We start from the raw sequence: 15,425 nt of genomic DNA on the forward strand, positions 1-15,425 counted from the left end.
GGCCCCAGTGTACACGGCGCATGCGGCGCCTTCCGTTGCACCGCGGCGGCGGCCGTTGTGCTAGCTTGGCCCCGGAACGCAGGGGCGGACCACACAAGCCTGATCCAAGGGGGCTTCTTCCATGCCAGCCAACCGCACTTCCGCGGAACTGCTCCTGCGCCTGACGGCCGCCCAGGCCGAACGCGACCGCCTCAAGCTCGAAAACGCCCTGCTCCGGATGGAGCTGATGCGCCACGGCTCCGGCGGCCTGCAGATCCGCGCCGTGGAACGCCGACTGGCGCAGCTGCTCAAGCGCAACGGCAGGCTGCCGCAGAACCAGACCTAACGTAACGGCGTCGCGGCGCGCGGACGGGCATGCCGACAGTCCGACTCGAACGGACGACCTACCGCTTACAAGGCGGTTGCTCTACCAACTGAGCTATGCCGGCACAGGGCCCAAGGATTCTAGCAGCGCGCCGGCGCGGCCGCTCAGAAGCAGCCGGTGCTGTGCGAGCCGACGCCCTCGGCGCGCACGCGGCGGCGCCAGTCGAAGCGGCCGGGGTCGGCCACCGCGACGTCCAGCCAGTATTCCGGCACGGTCTCCACGCGCTCGCTCATCTGCGCGGGGAAGCCGGCGGCGACCACCTCGTCGCGGCGCTTGCGCGCGTTGGCCGGGTCCTTGAACAGGCCCAGCGAGATGGTGTTGGACTGGTCGCCCGAGCCGACCACGAAGTACTCGCCCACGTGCGCGGCCTCCAGCCGGCCGGCCAGGGCCAGCGCCTGCGCGCGGCTGGCGCTGGCCGGCAGGTACACCCACCAGCCGCGGGTCTGCGTGGTCTGCTCCTGGCGCGAGCGCATCCGCGCCGTCTGCGCCGCCAGCGCGGCGCGCGCGTTGCGCAGGTCCTGCGGCGTGGCGAAGGGCCCGATGGCGATGCAGGCGTAGCTGTTGGCGCGCAGCGGGCCGCTGTTCTGCGGCGGCGATGGCGCGGGCGATGGCGCGGGCGGCGGCGCCGAGGCGGCCGGGGCCGCGGCCGCCGCGCTGGCCGGCGGCGCGGGGGCGGTGGCCGCCGCCGCCGCGGCCGGCGGCTGCTCGGACAGCAGGTGCAGCATCGGCACGCCCGGATCGGTGACGCTGCGCGCGTACACGCCGTCCTGCCCCAGCAGCAGCCAGGCGCCCACGGCGATGTTCAGGGCCACCAGCAGCACGAACAGCAGACGCAGGAACATCGCTTCCCCTCGGCGATCAGCGCGCCATTCTAGGCGGCCGGCGCGGCGCCGGACTGTGCCTGCGCCCACACTGCCAGGCCGCGCAGCACGCTGTCCTCGCTGCGCCGCGCCGGCAGCGCGAGCAGCCCGGCCAGCGCCTCGGCGTCGCCGCCGCCGAGGCTGAGCGCCGGCGCGCCGCCGAGCCGCGGCGCCATCCGCGCGACGAAACGCTCGACCAGCGCGGCGGCGGCCAGCCAGCAGCCGGAGTCCACCGCGTCGGCGGTGTTGTCGGCCGCCTCGACCACCCGGCCGTCCTGCGCGGGCCGCACCTGCGCGGTGGCGCCGAGCAGGGCCTGCCGCATCAGCCGCGGGCCGGGCGCGATCAGCCCGCCCAGGTGCCGGCCGTCGGCGGCCAGCGCGTCCAGCGTGAGCGCGGTGCCCACGCCGGCCAGCACGCAGGCGCCCAGGCCATCGGCGCGCGCCGCCACCATGGCGAGGAAGCGGTCCACGCCCAGCCGCGCGGGCTCGGCGTAGGCGTTGCGCACGCCGCAGGCCTCGGCCGGCGTGCGCAGCCACTGCGGCGCGATCCCGAAGGCGCGCGCCGCGCAGCCGGCGACCCGCGCCTCGCGCTCGGCGTCGACCACCGAGGCGCCGAACGCGGCCGCCGGCGCCGGCAGCCCGGCCCAGGCGCGCGCCAGCGCCGCCGCCACCTCCTCGTCCCAGCCGACCGCGCCGTGCGCCAGCCAGCCGGCGCCGTCCTGCAGCGCCCACTTCAGGCGCGTGTTGCCGAGGTCGAGCAGCAGCCTCATGCGCGGCGCACCGTGACGTCGGCGCTGTCGATCGCGCGCAGGCTGCCGTCGGCCAGGCGCACCTGCAGCGCGCCGCGCGCGTCCACGCCGGCGCCGGTGCCGTCGAACTCGCCCAGCGCACCTGACAGGCGCAGCGGCCGGCCGTGCAGCAGGTCGTGGCGCCGGTATTCGTCGCGGAACGGCGCGAAGCCCTCGCGCTCGAACTGGCGCAGGCCCTCGACCAGCGCCGCGACGAGCGCCGCGGCGGCGCGGTTGCGGTCGGGCGGCGCGCCGCCGGCGAGGCCGGCCAGGTCGCCGGCGGGCTGGCCGGCCTGGGCGCGCAGCGCCGGGGTCAGGCGCAGGTTGAGGCCGATGCCGATCACCGCCGCGCACGGCCCCTGGTACTCGCCGCTCAGCTCGACCAGCACGCCGGCCAGCTTGCCCTCGCCGGCGAGCACGTCGTTGGGCCACTTCAGGCCGGCGCCGGCGATGCCCAGGCGCTCCAGCGCGCGCAGCACGGTCACGCCGACCGCCAGCGACAGCCCGGACAGCGCGGCGAAACCCTGCTCGAAGCGCTTCAGGCAGGACAGATAGAGGTTGAGCCCCGGCGGCGACAGCCAGCCGCGGCCGCGCCGGCCGCGGCCGGCGCTCTGCGTCTCGGCCAGCACGAAGCCGAGGTCGGGCGCGGCCGCGCCGCGCCGCAGCAGCTCGCTGGAGGTGGAGTCGAGTTCCCAGTGCACCTCCAGCGCGCCCGGCGCGCGGCGCAGGGCGGCCGGCAGCGCGGCGCGGATGGCGGCGGCGTCCAGCGGCTGCACCGGCCAGGGCAGCCGGTAGCCGGCCACCCCGCGCGACTCCACCGGCAGGCCGCGCGCGCGCAGGGCCTCCACCTGCTTCCAGATCGCCGCGCGGGTCAGCCCCAGCCGCTCGGCCAGCTGCGCGCCGGACACCGGCTCGCCTCCGGCCAGGGCGGCCAGCAGCTCTCGCGCCGTGCTCATGGGCGGGTCGCCCGCGGCCGAACCGCCGGGCGCCGCAGGAGAAGGGGGGATTCGCGCATCGCCGGGATTCTAAGCCAGCCGGCCGGGCCAAGCACTGGCGGGCGGGCCGCGTTTCTGCCAGCATCCGGCACTTGCCTTGTTGGGGATCACGGGGTACAGGCCATGAATACCCGGCAGTTGATGATCGGATGCGTCCTCGCGCTCGGCGGCATCGGTGCCGCGCAGGCGACCGACGTGAACAACCAGGATCTCGGCGGCGCCCACGCGGCCTCCGACGCCGCCCCGCGCGACGGCACCGCCGTGGGCGGCGACGTGGTGAACCTCGGCCACGACGGCGGCCAGCGCAACACCGACGGCGACACCGGCAACGCCGGCAGCGCGCCCGCCGCGGGCGGCGGCGGCGGCGCGGTCCATCCGCAGTCCTCGCACCGCTCCGCCCTGGGCTGGCAGTCGCTGCTGCCCGGCTCGATCCAGTAAGCTCCCCCGCGAAACCCGCGCCGTCCTACGAGGGCGGCAGCCTCACGCTGAAGCGCGCGCCGTCGAACTCCGGCGAACGGTCCACCACCAGCTCGCCGCTGTAGGCCTTGACGATGTCCTGCACGATCGACAGGCCGATGCCGTGGCCCTGCACGCGCTCGTCGCCGCGCACGCCGCGCTGCAGCACCTTCTCGATCTTGTCCTCGGGGATGCCCGGGCCGTCGTCCTCCACGCTCAGCCACAGCCCCGGCCGCTGCCGGCCCGGCTGCGACTGCATGCGCACCACCAGCAGCACGCGGTGGCGCGCCCACTTGAAGGCGTTCTCCAGCAGGTTGCCCATCAGCTCCAGCAGGTCGCCCTGCTCGCCGTAGAAGGCCGCGCCCTCGTCGATGTCGAACTCGCACAGCACGTTCTTCGCCGCGTAGACCTTCTCCAGGCTCTGCACCAGGTCCTCCGCGTGGCCGGCGACCGGCACCGCGGTGGCGAAGGTCTGCCGGCCGGAGGTGGCGGCGCGGGCCAGCTGGTAGGCCACCAGCTCGTCCATGCGGCGCACCTGCTCCAGCACGTCGGCGCGCAGGCCCGGCTCGTCGCCGGCCGCCTCCAGCCGCGAGCGGATCACCGCCAGCGGGGTCTTCAGGCTGTGCGCCAGGTCGGCCAGGGTGTTGCGGTAGCGGGTGCGCTGCTCGCGCTCGGTGTCGATGAAGCTGTTGATGCGCCCGGTGAGCGCGGTCAGCTCCAGCGGGTACTGGCTGTCCAGGTGGTCGCTCTCGCCGCGCTCGACCCGGCTCATGTCGCTGGCCACCTTGCGCAGCGGGGTGAGGCTCCAGCGCAGCAGCAGCAGCTGCAGCACGATCAGGGTGACGCCGAGCACCGACAGCATCAGCACCAGCGAGCGCCGGTACACCGCGCGCTCGCCCTCGAACTGGTCCTCGGTCTGCGCCACCATGTAGGTGAGCTCGGTGGGCTTGCGCGGCGGATTGTCGAGGGCCACGCCGTAGGCGTAGTAGTAGAGCCGGCCCATGCGCGTGTCGATCGGGCCGGCGAACTCGCTCTGCCCGGGCGGCAGCGGGCGCAGAAAGCTGAAGTCGCGCCCCACCGCGGAGGAGGACTCCCAGCGGAAGCCGTCGTCGCCCAGCGCCACCGCGTACAGCCCCGAGCCCGGCCGCGAGAAGCTGGGATCGGGCGCGTCGGGCAGGAACACCTTGCCGTAGCGCGACACCTCGGTGCCGGCCAGGTAGGCGATCACGTAGTTCTGCAGGCGGTCGTGCAGGCTCTTGAGCGCGGCCTCGTGGTTGGCGCGCGACAGCGTCAGCCCGACCAGCCCGAGGAAGCCGGCCAGCACCAGCCCGGTGGCCATCGCCGCGCGCGCGGCCAGCGAGGCCGGCCGGCGCGGCGGCACGGGCTCACTCGTCGTCGCCGTCGCTGCGGGGGATGGCAAAGCGGTATCCGCGTCCACGGACCGTCTCGATCGGCTTGAGGGTGCTTTCCGGGTCCAGCTTGCGGCGCAGGCGGCCGATGAACACCTCCAGCACGTTGGAGTCGCGGTCGAAGTCCTGCTGGTAGATGTGCTCGGTGAGGTCGGCCTTGGAGACCAGCTCGCCGGCGTGCAGCATCAGGTACTCCAGCACCTTGTACTCGTAGCTGGTCAGGTCCACCGGCTTGCCGTCCACCGACACCGTCTGCGCGGTGGTGTCCAGCTTCACCGGGCCGCAGGTCAGCACCGGCTTGGACCAGCCGCTGGCACGGCGCACCAGCGCGTTGATGCGCGCCAGCAGCTCCTCGACGTGGAACGGCTTGACCAGGTAGTCGTCGGCGCCCTGCTTGAGGCCCTCCACCTTGTCCTGCCAGCTGCCGCGCGCGGTGAGGATCAGGATCGGGTAGCGCTGGCCGGCCTCGCGCAGCGCCTTGACCAGGTCCATGCCGGACATCTTGGGCAGGCCCAGGTCGATGATCGCCAGGTCGAACGGCACCTCGCGGCCGAGGTACATGCCCTCCTCGCCGTCCTGCGCGGCGTCGACGGCGAAGCCGTCGCGCTTCAGGCGCGCCGCCAGCGTCTCGCGCAGCGGGGCCTCGTCCTCTACCAGAAGGATGCGCATCAGTGTTTCTCCTTGTTGCCCGCGCCGTTGCCGGGCGGGGTCTTGGTGGAATCGGCGGCGGCCGGCGCGGCGTCGGCCGGCACCGCCAGCACGCGCACGTGGCCGTCGGGGGTGAGCACCTTGATGCGGTACTCCACCCGCTTGCCGCGGTGCTGCAGGTCGGCGGCCAGTATCGTGCCGCCGGTGTCGTGCTGGACGCGTGAGACCGCCTGCTCCAGGCTCAGCGCGGGCGCCTGCTGCGCCGCGGCGGCGGCGCCGGCACAGGCCAGCAGGCACAGCAGGAAAAGCGGTTTGGCCATGGAATGGGTTTCGCCGGGGTTCCGCATGCGGCCGTTCAGCCTAGGGTGACGGGGCTGAATACTGACCGGACGGCGGCCCGCTTGTCACGCCGCCCGCCGCGGCGCCGCAGCGGCCTCGACCAGCGCCCAGTCCGCCCCGGGCAGGTGCGCCCCCTCGCTGAGGCGGCGGCGGAAGGCGCGCGCGCCGGGCTCGCCCTGGTACAGGCCGAGCAGGTGCCGGGCGATGTGCTTGAGCGCGGTGCCGCGCGCGAGCTCGGCCTCCGCGTAGGGGCGCAGGCGCGCCAGCACCGCCTCGCGCGAGGGCGGCGGAACGCCGTACAGCGCCTGCTCGACCCGCGCCAGCAGGTAGGGATCGTGGTAGGCGGCCCGGCCCAGCATCACGCCGTCGACCCGCGCCAGGTGCGCGCGCACCTCGTCCACCGTGGCGATGCCGCCGTTGATCACCACGGTGAGCTCCGGGAACTCGCGCTTGAGGCGGTACACGCGCCCGTAGTCCAGCGGGGGAATCTCGCGGTTCTCCTTGGGGCTGAGGCCCTTGAGCCAGGCCTTGCGCGCGTGCACCACCAGCACCCGCACGCCCGCCTCCAGCATGGTCTCGGTGAAGTGCTGCAGGTCGGCGTACTCGTCCTGGTCGTCCACGCCGATGCGGCACTTCACCGTCACCGGCACGTCCACCGCCTCGCGCATCGCCCGCACGCAGTCGCCGACCAGCGCCGGCTCGCGCATCAGGCAGGCGCCGAAGCGGCCCGACTGCACGCGGTCGGACGGGCAGCCCACGTTGAGGTTGATCTCGTCGTAGCCGGCGTCGGCACCGTGGCGCGCCGCGATCGCCAGCTCCTCCGGCTCGCTGCCGCCCAGCTGCAGCGCCACCGGGTGCTCCTGCTGGCTGTGCTCGAGCAGGCGCAGCTGCCTCCCGCGCACCAGCGCCGCGCTGGTCACCATCTCGGTGTACAGCCGCGCGTGCGGCGACAGCAGGCGGTGGAAGTAGCGGCAGTGGCGGTCCGTCCAGTCCATCATGGGCGCCACGGCGACAATTTTTTCGTTTTGTTTCAACATCTTATACATTAAATTCAATCACATGGACGGAACCGAATCCCCGCTCGTGTGCACTGGAATTCGCCCGATTTCGCCCCGTTACGCCCCTTCTGTGCACACAGGGCGCACACGAAAATGGCCACGATTATCCAACTTCCGTCTGGAAACTGGCGCGTTCAAGTCCGACGCAAGCAATCGTATGCCAGCGAAACGTTCCTTCGCCATGAAGATGCGAGGAAGTGGGCAACGGCGACCGAGCGGCGCATCGATTTGGGCGAAGAACCAGTCAAGCGCGCGAAAGTCGATCCAACGACGTTCGCCGACCTCGTGGACCTCCACATGGAGGATATGTGCGAGGCCGGTAAGGCACCGGGACGATCCAAGGGCTTCACGCTCAACAGGCTCAAGAAGACAATCGGTAGGCTCAAGCACAAGGATCTGACTCGCGAACGCCTCATTCAGTTCGGCAGGAACGGGCGAGGGAAGGCGCGGGGCCGATGACGCTCGGCATAGACATCGGATTCATCAACACCGTGCTCACCCACGCCGCGGCCGTTCACGGCGTCAACGTGAAGGTCGAGCAAGTGGATTTGGCGCGCGTGGCGCTCAAGCGCCTCGGTCTCATCGGCAAGTCGCGCCAACGCGATCGTCGGCCAACCGCTGACGAACTCAACCGTCTGTTGGAGCACTTCGACAACCAGCCCCGCGGATGGATTCCGATGGGTCGCATCGTACGGTTTGCGATTGCGAGTGCCATGCGCCAAGAGGAAATCTGCCGTATCCGCGCAAGCGAGGTGGACTCGAAGCGGTACGTGGTGCTCGTGCGCGACCGTAAAGACCCCCGAGAGAAAGAAGGCAATGATCAACTGGTGCCGCTGCTCGACCTGACCGGCTTTGACGCTCTAGAGTTGATCCGCGAGCAGCGAAAGCACTGGCGGCGTGGCGACATCATCTTTCCGTACAACTCCCGCTCGGTCGGCGCAGCGTTTCCCCGTGCAAGTTTTGTTGTAGGCTCGACTCGACGGGACGAAAGGGAACGGGGAGATCGACATGGTAAGTCGTCATTGGCGTCGGAGCAGGCGGCTTGGCTGCATGCTGACGTTGCTGTGTAGCTTCGCCACGCACGCGGGCACGCATCACTACTACTACACCGATCCGCAAGGCACGGTGCTGGCCAAAGCCGATGAGCAAGGCAACATCATCGAAATATACGACTACGCGCCCTACGGCAGCGTTGCGACGGGCGTCGCGCCCAATGGGTCCTGGTTACACAGGGCACGTGAACGCCCCCTGCGACTGGGTTCGTCTACATGCAGGCGCGTCACTACGATCCTGTGACAGGACGCTTTCTGAGCGTCGATCCCTCGGCGCCGGCAGCGGGAGACCTATTCAACTTCAATCGCTACGCGCGTATGCGAATAACAACCCTATCGTAAATATTGACCCGGATGGTCGAGACAACTGCCCAGGGCAAAGCCGGGCTCAGTGGGTACGCTCCGATGCGGGAGCTGCCCGCGATCTTCTATCGACACCGCAACAAGACTCTGCTGCCATAGCAAACAGGTCCAAGGTAGAAACGTCTGAAAAGCCCGAGAAGATTGTAGCCCTTATCGGAACTACGAATGTTACCGCGCGGCCTGTGAGTGGACGAATCATTCAGACGACGGCCAAAGACGGCGTAAGTCTGAGCAATCTGCGCCAGGAACAACGGCGGTGGAACATAGCCACATAGATGGAAGGACACCCGGCGTATCATCAGATGGGTTCATCAGTACGGGTGATGCTCAGCCATTGGGTCACGGGATTATCAACTACGCCGTGAGTGAACGACGGGTCGCAAAGTACGAGATCGTGGATGGGCGGATTCAGATAACAGCAATCAAAGGATCATTCACTTCTCGCGAGGCGAATACGCTTGAGCAATCGGTGAGCGCTCAGCAACCAACAGTTGACGCTGTAAGGCCGGTGGAATGAAAATTTTCTCACTGCTATTGCTAGTGTTCTTCATGCTGTCAGAGGCGGGCTTAGGTTTGGCAGCAGACAATTCACTGGACATCCGGGTGCTAAACGCTAATCGTGCACAATATGATGGCCAGCAGTTAACGCTACACGGCTTCCTGGTTATCGGTCCAGAGTCAATGTATTTGGTGAGGCGCTTAGGGTACGACAAGGACTATTGGGCGACGGATTCTGGCTGCCTGAGTCTTCTCAACACGGGGGATCTTGGCGAGAAAGAAAACTTATATAACGGCAGATACGTCGAGATTAGAGGATTGTTTCGCGCAAACAATTATTCATATGGCATCAGTCTGTCCGAGTGCGGCTTGACCGGCCTGGATATCGATGGCGACCCTAGTAAACACATTACAATAAAGAGTCGTTCAAAAACGGCTCCGGGCGCGCCTTCTGACACCCCACAAACTAGCCGTTTAAAATGACGGTGACCTGCCCCCACTGAGCCGTACCAATCGAAGCTGAGTAAAGTCCGCCAACCCACGAGGACGGACATGAAGAAGAGTCGATTCACCACCGAGCAGATCATCGGGTTCATCTCTAGCTTTTCTTCGTCCGATAGCGATGACGACGCGACAAATGCTTTTGTGTGCTCGAAGAAATCCTTGGTTAGCTTCTTGGACGACTTCTGGATGTCCATACCAAGAAAGTGCAGGTAGAAGTATGCGGCGGCCTGCTTAGTCTCGGTTGCGGTAATCAAATGATCAAAGAGGAAGGCTCGATAATTGCTTGGATCGTATTCGCCTGGTGACTGCTGTAATCCGGCCGAGAGTTCCAATAAAAGCCCAACCTTATAGAATTTTTGCGTCGGCGTGAGCATCAAATTCTGTAGATAAGTCAGGTCTACATTTTCGGCATCGTCTCCGGTGCCAAAGCCATCCTGTATATCCGCTTTGATTACCGAAAGAAAACGCTTCGGACTTGATCCAATACGGCCGGTTACAACCGCAAGCATACCCGCGGGTGCGTTGGTAGTTCCTTGTGCGTGTGTCAGTCTGTCGGCGACTGCACGAGACGTGGCGATGAGGTCGGAATCTTGTTGGTGAATCGCATGAGCGGCCAGTTGAAAGAAATCAACCGCCTCCGTGCCCTCAATCGACATCTCAACGCCATGTGACCGGCTTCCCAATGCCGCCACAATACGCTTCTGCAAAGCATCTCGTCCTGAATCAGGGAGAGCGATCAGAGCGGCGCCGTAACTTGCAGGGGGGATGGTCTTATCAGGCAAACGCGCGTGGATTCTGTGCACAACAAGGCGTTCAACCATCAGATTGCTCGTATCTAACGAGCCTTGCGTCGACACTTCGGCCGATTGTTCCATTACAGCAACCATTTCCCCCCCATACGGCATTGTCCCCTCTCGGAGTCTACCGGAGGTTGGAGCCTTGGACAGCCGCTCCCGGTCTGGGGCAGGCGTCCGACTCGGGTCGAAGCGAGTCATGACCCAAATGTGATGCCTACGCGCAGACTAAGCATGCTCATTGCTTGCCCTCCTCCGGCCTTCACAAGAAGGCTAAAGCAAAGGCCTGATGATCGACTCAGCCTGAAGCAGGCATTGATTGAAGTCCATCGTTTCGCCGATGGCGTCGATTACCAAAAATTCCCGCCTAAGAACATTTTCGCGTTCGGTTAATGCCTGCAAGAAAGCAGTGCCGTGACGAACCATGAAAGGCTTTGCCATCTCTAGCTGTTCCGGCTCAGCATTCGCAACTGCGCATAGATCGAACAGATCCCTCCCCTTTGCACGATCACCGCGATGCCACATCTTCTTGGCGATGATCTCAGCGGACGTTTCGACTCGGATCATTCGCTCACCATAGTTGATCGTGTCGTACGGGGTATCCGTCAATGGCTGACCGACGATCACGTCGATCTCGCCATCCGGAAGATATAGCTTGATGAACTCCGCCGCCTCCTCGTAGTCGGTGCTGATGCCTTCGGCGACATCACTCAGTCGTGGGTTGACGTATCCCAGGTACTGCGGATCCGGAACGAACAGATCGATGTCCTTGCTCTGCCGGTGCGCCATGCGCAGCATGAGCACGGTACCGCCACCGAAGGTCCACGTTGCACCAGGAACTCGTTGCTCCAGATGCGACATCAGCTCCAACGCATGAGGAAACAAACGCGTCCAAGGGCCTGGCCGCTCCAGATCAAGCCGGCTCATTCCCAGATTCCACGTTTGCTCTTCACTTCGCGCGCCAAGCTCCGATAGTTCTTCCAGACGGCGTCACGGCTGATATCCATCTCGTCATGAAGCTGTTCGGCCACGGCCGCCAGCAGTGAAACTGGCGCGTCGTCCAGCAAAGCATGTACGTGCGGGATGTACTTAGCCGGCATCTTTCCCGTCGCAAGCACTTTCTTCAGCGTCGTGCCCGCAATCGGAGTCTTGTAGCTCACGCTGGCGGTAGCTGCCGCACGCGCGAGCGGGGTCATCTTGCGACGCGCTCTGATGGGTGCGGGACGGCCCACATCCACGCGTAGTGCCAGCCCAAGCACCGTGGCAAGCCGTTCGGCCTTGTTGAGTCCCAAGTCCGGAACTGCGCCCGTCTCGACCTGATTGACCGTTTGCCGCGACAAACCACTGAGCACAGCCACTTGGGCCTGGCTCAGCCCCATTTCCGCGCGGCGTACCCGCAGGGCATCTCCCAACTCATGGATCGTACTCATGGGTGCAGACTAGTCATACCTTCTTGAAATGTCAAATATATGCGACAAAAAAGAGAGCTGTATGGGGCTGACTGTGCACCTCTGCGCACACGGAGCTATGCGCACACCCTTGAAAATAGCCGGGAATTTAGAGGTGCTGTCCAGTCCATCATGGGCGCCACGCACAGGCGCCAGGGGGCTGGATCGGCGCCGGCGCCAGCTGGTCTCAGGTTGTCTGCCACCGTGCTCATCCGGTGAATTGTCCCATGAACGGCCGCCGGGGCCACACGGGCCACGGACCGGGATCATGCCCTCGCGCGGACCGCACCGGCCAGCGCATGGTCCACCGCCAGCCGCAGCATGGCCGGAGCGATGTAACCGCGATGGACCGGATCGATCGCCGCCATGTAGAGCCGGCCGAACCGATTCGTGCATTGCACCCGCGTGCCCAGGGTAAACGCCACGCGGCCGTTCCCACTCAGGTCCACGCCCACGCAGGAGCGGAAGCGCAGGTGCTTGTCGTCCACGCCGAGGACCACCTGCGCTCGCGTGTCCGCGGCATCGATAGCCATGTCCAGGACCGGAAACCGCCCGGCGAACAGCCTTCCTCCACCGCCGCCCAACAGTGGCGAAACCGGACATCCGAGCGGCGAGGTACGCAGCCCCAGCGGCTTCACCAGCGCATTGCGCAACGCCATCAGCCGAGACACGCCCGATGGACGGCTGGCCAGAAAGCCTTCGAGCAGGCCCTCCAGCCATGCCGACGCCGGCCGCGCCACCCTGCCGCCCGCCCCGACGAGCAGCTGGAACGTGTCCTCGTGGTCGAAACCCTCCGGGAGCTGCGTCAGCAACAGCGAATCGGGCGGCGGCGCGGCCAGCGCCTCCACCTTCCCTTTGCCGTTCCTGTCGGACCGGAATCCCCCCTCTGTTCCCCAGCCACCGAGCGGGCCGTACACGCGCCCCTGGATGCTTCGCACGGCGGCACACAGGCGACCGCGCAGCGAGTCCGCTGGCGCGGCCAGCGCCAGCGCCGTGGTCGGCACCGATGCGGGATCGAGGCCTTGCAGAAGGATGGTCGCCGCTTCCGGCAGCAACTCCGTCAGCGACGGAATCGTGGCCTCGTCGGCAAGCACCTTCGCGCGGACGGACTCCGGCAGGGCTCCTCCCAGTTCATCGGTGTGACAGGACAACGCGAACAGGGCCGGATGGGGCGAACTCGGCCGTGCCGTCTCGAACTGGTGCCAAGTGCCGCCGCCGAAGCGCACGACGAACAGGCTGTCGGGCGGGATATCGACGTAGTGCAGGGCCTGGAGAAAGCTGCGCGGATCCCGTTCGATCTGCGCCGCCGACGCGCTGGAAAAGCGCAGTTGCGCGCCCCCGCTGCCGGATATCGCGGTGAATACGCGATGGCCTGCATGGCGGTGGTATGGGTGGCCCTTGGCGCCGACGCCGAAGGAATACAGCGAGGAACGGTCCCCGCTGGCCAGATCCATGCCACCGAGCCGGGCGGAAGGTTCGTCCAGCGCATCGACGAACCGGGCGTGGCCACGCTGCCGGGCCATGGCGGCCGCGTACAGCCGGTCGCCCTCGCCCCGGGCGAGCTGCGCGATGAGCGACACCTCCACGGAACGGCCGCCGGAGCAGGATGGAATGCTCACTGACGGGAAGCTCCGCACCTTGCGGACCAGCGCGGACATGGCCGCCTCCTAGCGGTGCCGGCCGGCGGTTCGTCCGCGCGCCCGGGCCCGGCTCTCGCGCTTCAGCGGCCCGGCCACCGGGCACACCTCGGCGATCCAGCCGTACAGGGTGTTGGCCAGGCGGTCCGGCACCAGCCGGTAGTAGACGAATTGGCCGCGCTTGTCGCGCGCCACCAGCCCAGCCTCTTCCAGGATGCGCAGGTGCCCCGACAGGGCCGGCTTGCTGAATTCGAACCGCTCGGCGATCTCGCCAGCGCTCATCTCGCCGCCCCCGAGATAGGCCAGGATCTTGCGGCGGGCAGTGGAAGCCAGGGCTTCGAAGACCTTGTCCATGTCTCAAAACAATTAGGAAATTACTTAATTAATTACATGCAATACTTGCCGTGTCAACGGCACGGCTCGCTTCTCTGCCCCGGATGGCTGGCCCGAACGAAAGCCGACCGGCGCTTTCGGCGGGCGGATTTCTGCGCCGTCGACGGACTCTCCGCCTTCCAAATGGCGCGGCCGGGCCGTTATCTTTCGGCGCTGTCCGCCGGAACGATGCTTCCGGCCCCTTTCGACGCCTTGTCCAGCCGACTGGAAGCGAAGCGCAGCGCGAGGCCCGCCAGCGTGGCCAGCAGCGCCAGCGGCTTCAGGTGCAGGCTGTACAGCGCCACCGCGCCGAACATGACGGCGACGAACAGGTCCTGCAGCAGCCAGCCCCAGGCCCGCGCCTTCGGCACGTCCGGGGCCAGGTCGCCGACGAAGGCGGCATAGCCCCAGGAGGCGGCCAGGCAGAGGTAGTTGGCCATCAGCGCCAGCGCGTAGAACAGCATGCCGTCGCGCGAGGCGTCGCCGGCCGAGGTCAGCATCACGCGGACCACCACCGGCATCAGCGACACCAGGCTGAGCAGCAGCAGGGTCAGCAGGGTGGACGGCGCGTCCACGCGGCGCAGGTTCGCCAGCACGCGGCGGTGGCGCATCCAGACGCCGCCCACGATGGCGAAGCTCACGAAGTAGACCAGCAGCGGCACCGCCCAGGCCCGCAGCAGGCTCTCGCCCGGCGCGGCCTCCGGCTTGAGCTCCACCGCCGACAGCGTCAGCGCGATGGCGAACACGCCGTCGGACAGCATCACCAGGCGGTCGAAATGGCGCTGGTGGACGTGGTGCTCCCTCACGGGCAGCGACTTGCTCGGTTCCATGCCTGGCTTTCCCCCTGTCGACTGCGCGCATGATGCCGCAGAGCGCGACGTTTCGTCCCATGGGCGGGCGCGCGGCGCGGCGGCGAATCGCGTAAAATGCCACGGCCGCCGCGATCCGCGGCACTCGCCAGGTCCACCGGCACCCGCCTTCCCACGCGAGTCACGCTACCGCCGCCTGCGGCGGCGCCTTCCCCGCTCCGCAATTCGAGACGACGACATCTATGGTGGCTTTGGCGACCGAGCACGTGATCGACGTGCACCACTGGAACGACAGCCTGTTCTCCTTCCGCACCACGCGCGATCCCGGCTTCCGCTTCGACAGCGGGCAGTTCGTGATGATCGGCCTGGAGGTGGACGGCCGCCCGCTGATGCGCGCCTACTCGATCGCCAGCGCGGCGTGGGAGGAGCATCTGGAGTTCTTCTCGATCAAGGTGCCTAACGGCCCGCTCACCTCGCGCCTGCAGCACCTCCGGCCCGGCGACCCGATCATCGTGAGCCGCAAGCCCACCGGCACGCTGGTGCTCACCGACTTGAGGCCCGGCAAGCACCTGTACCTGCTCGGCACCGGCACCGGCCTGGCGCCGTTCATGAGCATCATCCGCGACCCGGACACCTACGAGCGCTACGAGAAGATCGTGCTCGCCCACGGCGTGCGGCAGGTCGACGACCTCGCCTACGCGCACTACCTCGAGCACGAGCTGCCGCAGCACGAGTACCTGGGCGAGCTGGTGCGCGAGAAGCTGATCTACTACCCCACGGTGACCCGCGAGCCGTTCCGCAACCGCGGCCGCATCACCGACGCCATCGTCGACGGCCTGATGAGCGAGGCCACCGGCCTGCCGCCGCTCAACCCTGAAACCGACCGCGTGATGCTGTGCGGCAGCCCGGCGATGCTGGAGGACCTGTGCGCCCTGCTCGACGGCCGCGGCTTCCAGGCCTCGCCGCGCACGCGCGAACCGGGCGATTACGTGATCGAGCGGGCGTTCGTGGAAAAGTGAAGTGACGCGGCA

20 protein-coding genes and 1 tRNA gene are annotated in these 15,425 nt (G+C 67.4%); 7 read left to right on the forward strand and 14 right to left on the reverse strand.

Annotated features, from left to right (window positions below; genetic code table 11):
- The first annotated feature begins 121 nt into the window (after nt 1–121).
- Nucleotides 122–325 (forward strand): hypothetical protein, encoded by a 204-nt coding sequence (locus C7456_RS11655; RefSeq protein ID WP_109723933.1) that lies wholly within the window; start codon nt 122–124, stop codon nt 323–325.
- A gap of 30 nt (nt 326–355) precedes the next feature.
- Here the strand turns inward: C7456_RS11655 and C7456_RS11660 are convergent.
- The 4 genes from C7456_RS11660 to C7456_RS11675 form a co-directional block, all read right to left on the reverse strand.
- Nucleotides 356–428, reverse strand: a tRNA-Thr gene (locus tag C7456_RS11660).
- Between the two features lie 40 nt (nt 429–468).
- Nucleotides 469–1,206 (reverse strand): SPOR domain-containing protein, encoded by a 738-nt coding sequence (locus C7456_RS11665; protein ID WP_109723934.1) that lies wholly within the window; start codon nt 1,204–1,206, stop codon nt 469–471.
- Between the two features lie 29 nt (nt 1,207–1,235).
- On the reverse strand, nt 1,236–1,994 hold the full coding sequence (locus tag C7456_RS11670; RefSeq protein ID WP_109723935.1) for a type III pantothenate kinase: 759 nt from the start codon (nt 1,992–1,994) through the stop codon (nt 1,236–1,238).
- Nucleotides 1,991–2,968: a biotin--[acetyl-CoA-carboxylase] ligase gene (locus C7456_RS11675; RefSeq protein WP_109723936.1), complete on the reverse strand. Its 978-nt coding sequence runs from the start codon at nt 2,966–2,968 to the stop codon at nt 1,991–1,993. The genes C7456_RS11670 and C7456_RS11675 overlap by 4 nt, the downstream gene beginning before the upstream one ends.
- Before the next feature lie 180 nt (nt 2,969–3,148).
- Between C7456_RS11675 and C7456_RS11680 the strand changes: the two genes are divergently transcribed.
- Nucleotides 3,149–3,445 (forward strand): hypothetical protein, encoded by a 297-nt coding sequence (locus C7456_RS11680; protein ID WP_109723937.1) that lies wholly within the window; start codon nt 3,149–3,151, stop codon nt 3,443–3,445.
- Nucleotides 3,446–3,470: 25 nt separating this feature from the next.
- Here C7456_RS11680 and C7456_RS11685 read toward each other — a convergent pair whose 3' ends face one another.
- The 4 genes from C7456_RS11685 to dusA all read right to left on the reverse strand — a co-directional run bounded on the left by C7456_RS11685 (nt 3,471) and on the right by dusA (nt 6,896).
- Nucleotides 3,471–4,883 carry an ATP-binding protein gene (locus C7456_RS11685; RefSeq protein WP_109723938.1) on the reverse strand — a complete coding sequence of 471 codons (1,413 nt, stop codon included), beginning with the start codon at nt 4,881–4,883 and terminating at the stop codon, nt 3,471–3,473.
- Nucleotides 4,849–5,541: a response regulator transcription factor gene (locus tag C7456_RS11690; protein ID WP_109723939.1), complete on the reverse strand. Its 693-nt coding sequence runs from the start codon at nt 5,539–5,541 to the stop codon at nt 4,849–4,851. Before C7456_RS11690 ends, C7456_RS11685 begins: the two co-directional genes overlap by 35 nt.
- A complete protein-coding gene (locus tag C7456_RS11695) occupies nt 5,541–5,840 on the reverse strand; it encodes a PepSY domain-containing protein (protein WP_245889848.1) in 300 nt (99 codons plus the stop codon). The genes C7456_RS11690 and C7456_RS11695 overlap by 1 nt, the downstream gene beginning before the upstream one ends.
- An 84-nt stretch (nt 5,841–5,924) precedes the next feature.
- Nucleotides 5,925–6,896, reverse strand: a complete 972-nt coding sequence (dusA, locus tag C7456_RS11700; protein ID WP_281268521.1) for a tRNA dihydrouridine(20/20a) synthase DusA — start codon at nt 6,894–6,896, stop codon at nt 5,925–5,927.
- Between the two features lie 114 nt (nt 6,897–7,010).
- Between dusA and C7456_RS17345 the strand changes: the two genes are divergently transcribed.
- Genes C7456_RS17345 through C7456_RS17745 form a run of 4 tightly spaced genes read left to right on the forward strand, consistent with a single transcriptional unit; the run spans nt 7,011 to nt 8,311 of the window.
- On the forward strand, nt 7,011–7,376 hold the full coding sequence (locus C7456_RS17345) for a hypothetical protein (protein ID WP_211306316.1): 366 nt from the start codon (nt 7,011–7,013) through the stop codon (nt 7,374–7,376).
- Nucleotides 7,373–7,987 (forward strand): tyrosine-type recombinase/integrase, encoded by a 615-nt coding sequence (locus C7456_RS17350; protein WP_211306317.1) that lies wholly within the window; start codon nt 7,373–7,375, stop codon nt 7,985–7,987. The genes C7456_RS17345 and C7456_RS17350 overlap by 4 nt, the downstream gene beginning before the upstream one ends.
- Nucleotides 7,968–8,213 (forward strand): hypothetical protein, encoded by a 246-nt coding sequence (locus C7456_RS16850; RefSeq protein ID WP_139942994.1) that lies wholly within the window; start codon nt 7,968–7,970, stop codon nt 8,211–8,213. The genes C7456_RS17350 and C7456_RS16850 overlap by 20 nt, the downstream gene beginning before the upstream one ends.
- Nucleotides 8,186–8,311, forward strand: coding sequence for an RHS repeat-associated core domain-containing protein (locus tag C7456_RS17745; RefSeq protein WP_139942993.1), 126 nt, complete (start codon nt 8,186–8,188; stop codon nt 8,309–8,311). The genes C7456_RS16850 and C7456_RS17745 overlap by 28 nt, the downstream gene beginning before the upstream one ends.
- An 854-nt stretch (nt 8,312–9,165) precedes the next feature.
- On the opposite strand, the gene C7456_RS11715 is transcribed toward C7456_RS17745, so the two are convergent.
- The 6 genes from C7456_RS11715 to C7456_RS11740 form a co-directional block, all read right to left on the reverse strand.
- Nucleotides 9,166–10,209: a nucleoid-associated protein gene (locus C7456_RS11715; protein WP_170120214.1), complete on the reverse strand. Its 1,044-nt coding sequence runs from the start codon at nt 10,207–10,209 to the stop codon at nt 9,166–9,168.
- A gap of 192 nt (nt 10,210–10,401) precedes the next feature.
- Nucleotides 10,402–11,055 (reverse strand): nucleotidyl transferase AbiEii/AbiGii toxin family protein, encoded by a 654-nt coding sequence (locus C7456_RS11720; RefSeq protein WP_109723943.1) that lies wholly within the window; start codon nt 11,053–11,055, stop codon nt 10,402–10,404.
- A complete protein-coding gene (locus C7456_RS11725; RefSeq protein WP_109723944.1) occupies nt 11,052–11,558 on the reverse strand; it encodes a helix-turn-helix transcriptional regulator in 507 nt (168 codons plus the stop codon). The genes C7456_RS11720 and C7456_RS11725 overlap by 4 nt, the downstream gene beginning before the upstream one ends.
- Before the next feature lie 284 nt (nt 11,559–11,842).
- The gene (locus C7456_RS11730) at nt 11,843–13,234 is read right to left on the reverse strand and encodes a DUF2867 domain-containing protein (RefSeq protein ID WP_109723945.1); all 1,392 of its coding nucleotides are present in this window, start codon (nt 13,232–13,234) and stop codon (nt 11,843–11,845) included.
- A gap of 9 nt (nt 13,235–13,243) precedes the next feature.
- A complete protein-coding gene (locus C7456_RS11735) occupies nt 13,244–13,567 on the reverse strand; it encodes a metalloregulator ArsR/SmtB family transcription factor (RefSeq protein ID WP_109723946.1) in 324 nt (107 codons plus the stop codon).
- Between the two features lie 179 nt (nt 13,568–13,746).
- A complete protein-coding gene (locus C7456_RS11740; protein ID WP_109723947.1) occupies nt 13,747–14,415 on the reverse strand; it encodes a TMEM175 family protein in 669 nt (222 codons plus the stop codon).
- 221 nt (nt 14,416–14,636) lie between these two features.
- On the opposite strand from C7456_RS11740, the gene C7456_RS11745 reads away from it, so the two are divergent.
- Nucleotides 14,637–15,413, forward strand: coding sequence for a ferredoxin--NADP reductase (locus C7456_RS11745; protein ID WP_109723948.1), 777 nt, complete (start codon nt 14,637–14,639; stop codon nt 15,411–15,413).
- Nucleotides 15,414–15,425: the final 12 nt, after the last annotated feature.

The sequence above is a fragment of the Fulvimonas soli genome (assembly GCF_003148905.1).
In the GTDB taxonomy this organism is placed as follows: domain Bacteria; phylum Pseudomonadota; class Gammaproteobacteria; order Xanthomonadales; family Rhodanobacteraceae; genus Fulvimonas; species Fulvimonas soli.

Bases quoted from the DNA above. Each gene is read 5' to 3' on its own strand.
- C7456_RS11655 (WP_109723933.1), top strand. From the start codon at position 122: ATGCCAGCCAACCGCACTTCCGCGGAACTGCTCCTGCGCCTGACGGCC.
- C7456_RS11665 (WP_109723934.1), bottom strand. From the start codon at position 1,206: ATGTTCCTGCGTCTGCTGTTCGTGCTGCTGGTGGCCCTGAACATCGCC.
- C7456_RS11670 (WP_109723935.1), bottom strand. From the start codon at position 1,994: ATGAGGCTGCTGCTCGACCTCGGCAACACGCGCCTGAAGTGGGCGCTG.
- C7456_RS11675 (WP_109723936.1), bottom strand. From the start codon at position 2,968: ATGAGCACGGCGCGAGAGCTGCTGGCCGCCCTGGCCGGAGGCGAGCCG.
- C7456_RS11680 (WP_109723937.1), top strand. From the start codon at position 3,149: ATGATCGGATGCGTCCTCGCGCTCGGCGGCATCGGTGCCGCGCAGGCG.
- C7456_RS11690 (WP_109723939.1), bottom strand. From the start codon at position 5,541: ATGCGCATCCTTCTGGTAGAGGACGAGGCCCCGCTGCGCGAGACGCTG.
- C7456_RS11695 (WP_245889848.1), bottom strand. From the start codon at position 5,840: ATGGCCAAACCGCTTTTCCTGCTGTGCCTGCTGGCCTGTGCCGGCGCC.
- dusA (WP_281268521.1), bottom strand. From the start codon at position 6,896: ATGTTGAAACAAAACGAAAAAATTGTCGCCGTGGCGCCCATGATGGAC.
- C7456_RS17345 (WP_211306316.1), top strand. From the start codon at position 7,011: ATGGCCACGATTATCCAACTTCCGTCTGGAAACTGGCGCGTTCAAGTC.
- C7456_RS17350 (WP_211306317.1), top strand. From the start codon at position 7,373: ATGACGCTCGGCATAGACATCGGATTCATCAACACCGTGCTCACCCAC.
- C7456_RS16850 (WP_139942994.1), top strand. From the start codon at position 7,968: ATGCTGACGTTGCTGTGTAGCTTCGCCACGCACGCGGGCACGCATCAC.
- C7456_RS17745 (WP_139942993.1), top strand. From the start codon at position 8,186: ATGCAGGCGCGTCACTACGATCCTGTGACAGGACGCTTTCTGAGCGTC.
- C7456_RS11715 (WP_170120214.1), bottom strand. From the start codon at position 10,209: ATGGAACAATCGGCCGAAGTGTCGACGCAAGGCTCGTTAGATACGAGC.
- C7456_RS11720 (WP_109723943.1), bottom strand. From the start codon at position 11,055: ATGAGCCGGCTTGATCTGGAGCGGCCAGGCCCTTGGACGCGTTTGTTT.
- C7456_RS11725 (WP_109723944.1), bottom strand. From the start codon at position 11,558: ATGAGTACGATCCATGAGTTGGGAGATGCCCTGCGGGTACGCCGCGCG.
- C7456_RS11730 (WP_109723945.1), bottom strand. From the start codon at position 13,234: ATGTCCGCGCTGGTCCGCAAGGTGCGGAGCTTCCCGTCAGTGAGCATT.
- C7456_RS11735 (WP_109723946.1), bottom strand. From the start codon at position 13,567: ATGGACAAGGTCTTCGAAGCCCTGGCTTCCACTGCCCGCCGCAAGATC.
- C7456_RS11740 (WP_109723947.1), bottom strand. From the start codon at position 14,415: ATGGAACCGAGCAAGTCGCTGCCCGTGAGGGAGCACCACGTCCACCAG.
- C7456_RS11745 (WP_109723948.1), top strand. From the start codon at position 14,637: ATGGTGGCTTTGGCGACCGAGCACGTGATCGACGTGCACCACTGGAAC.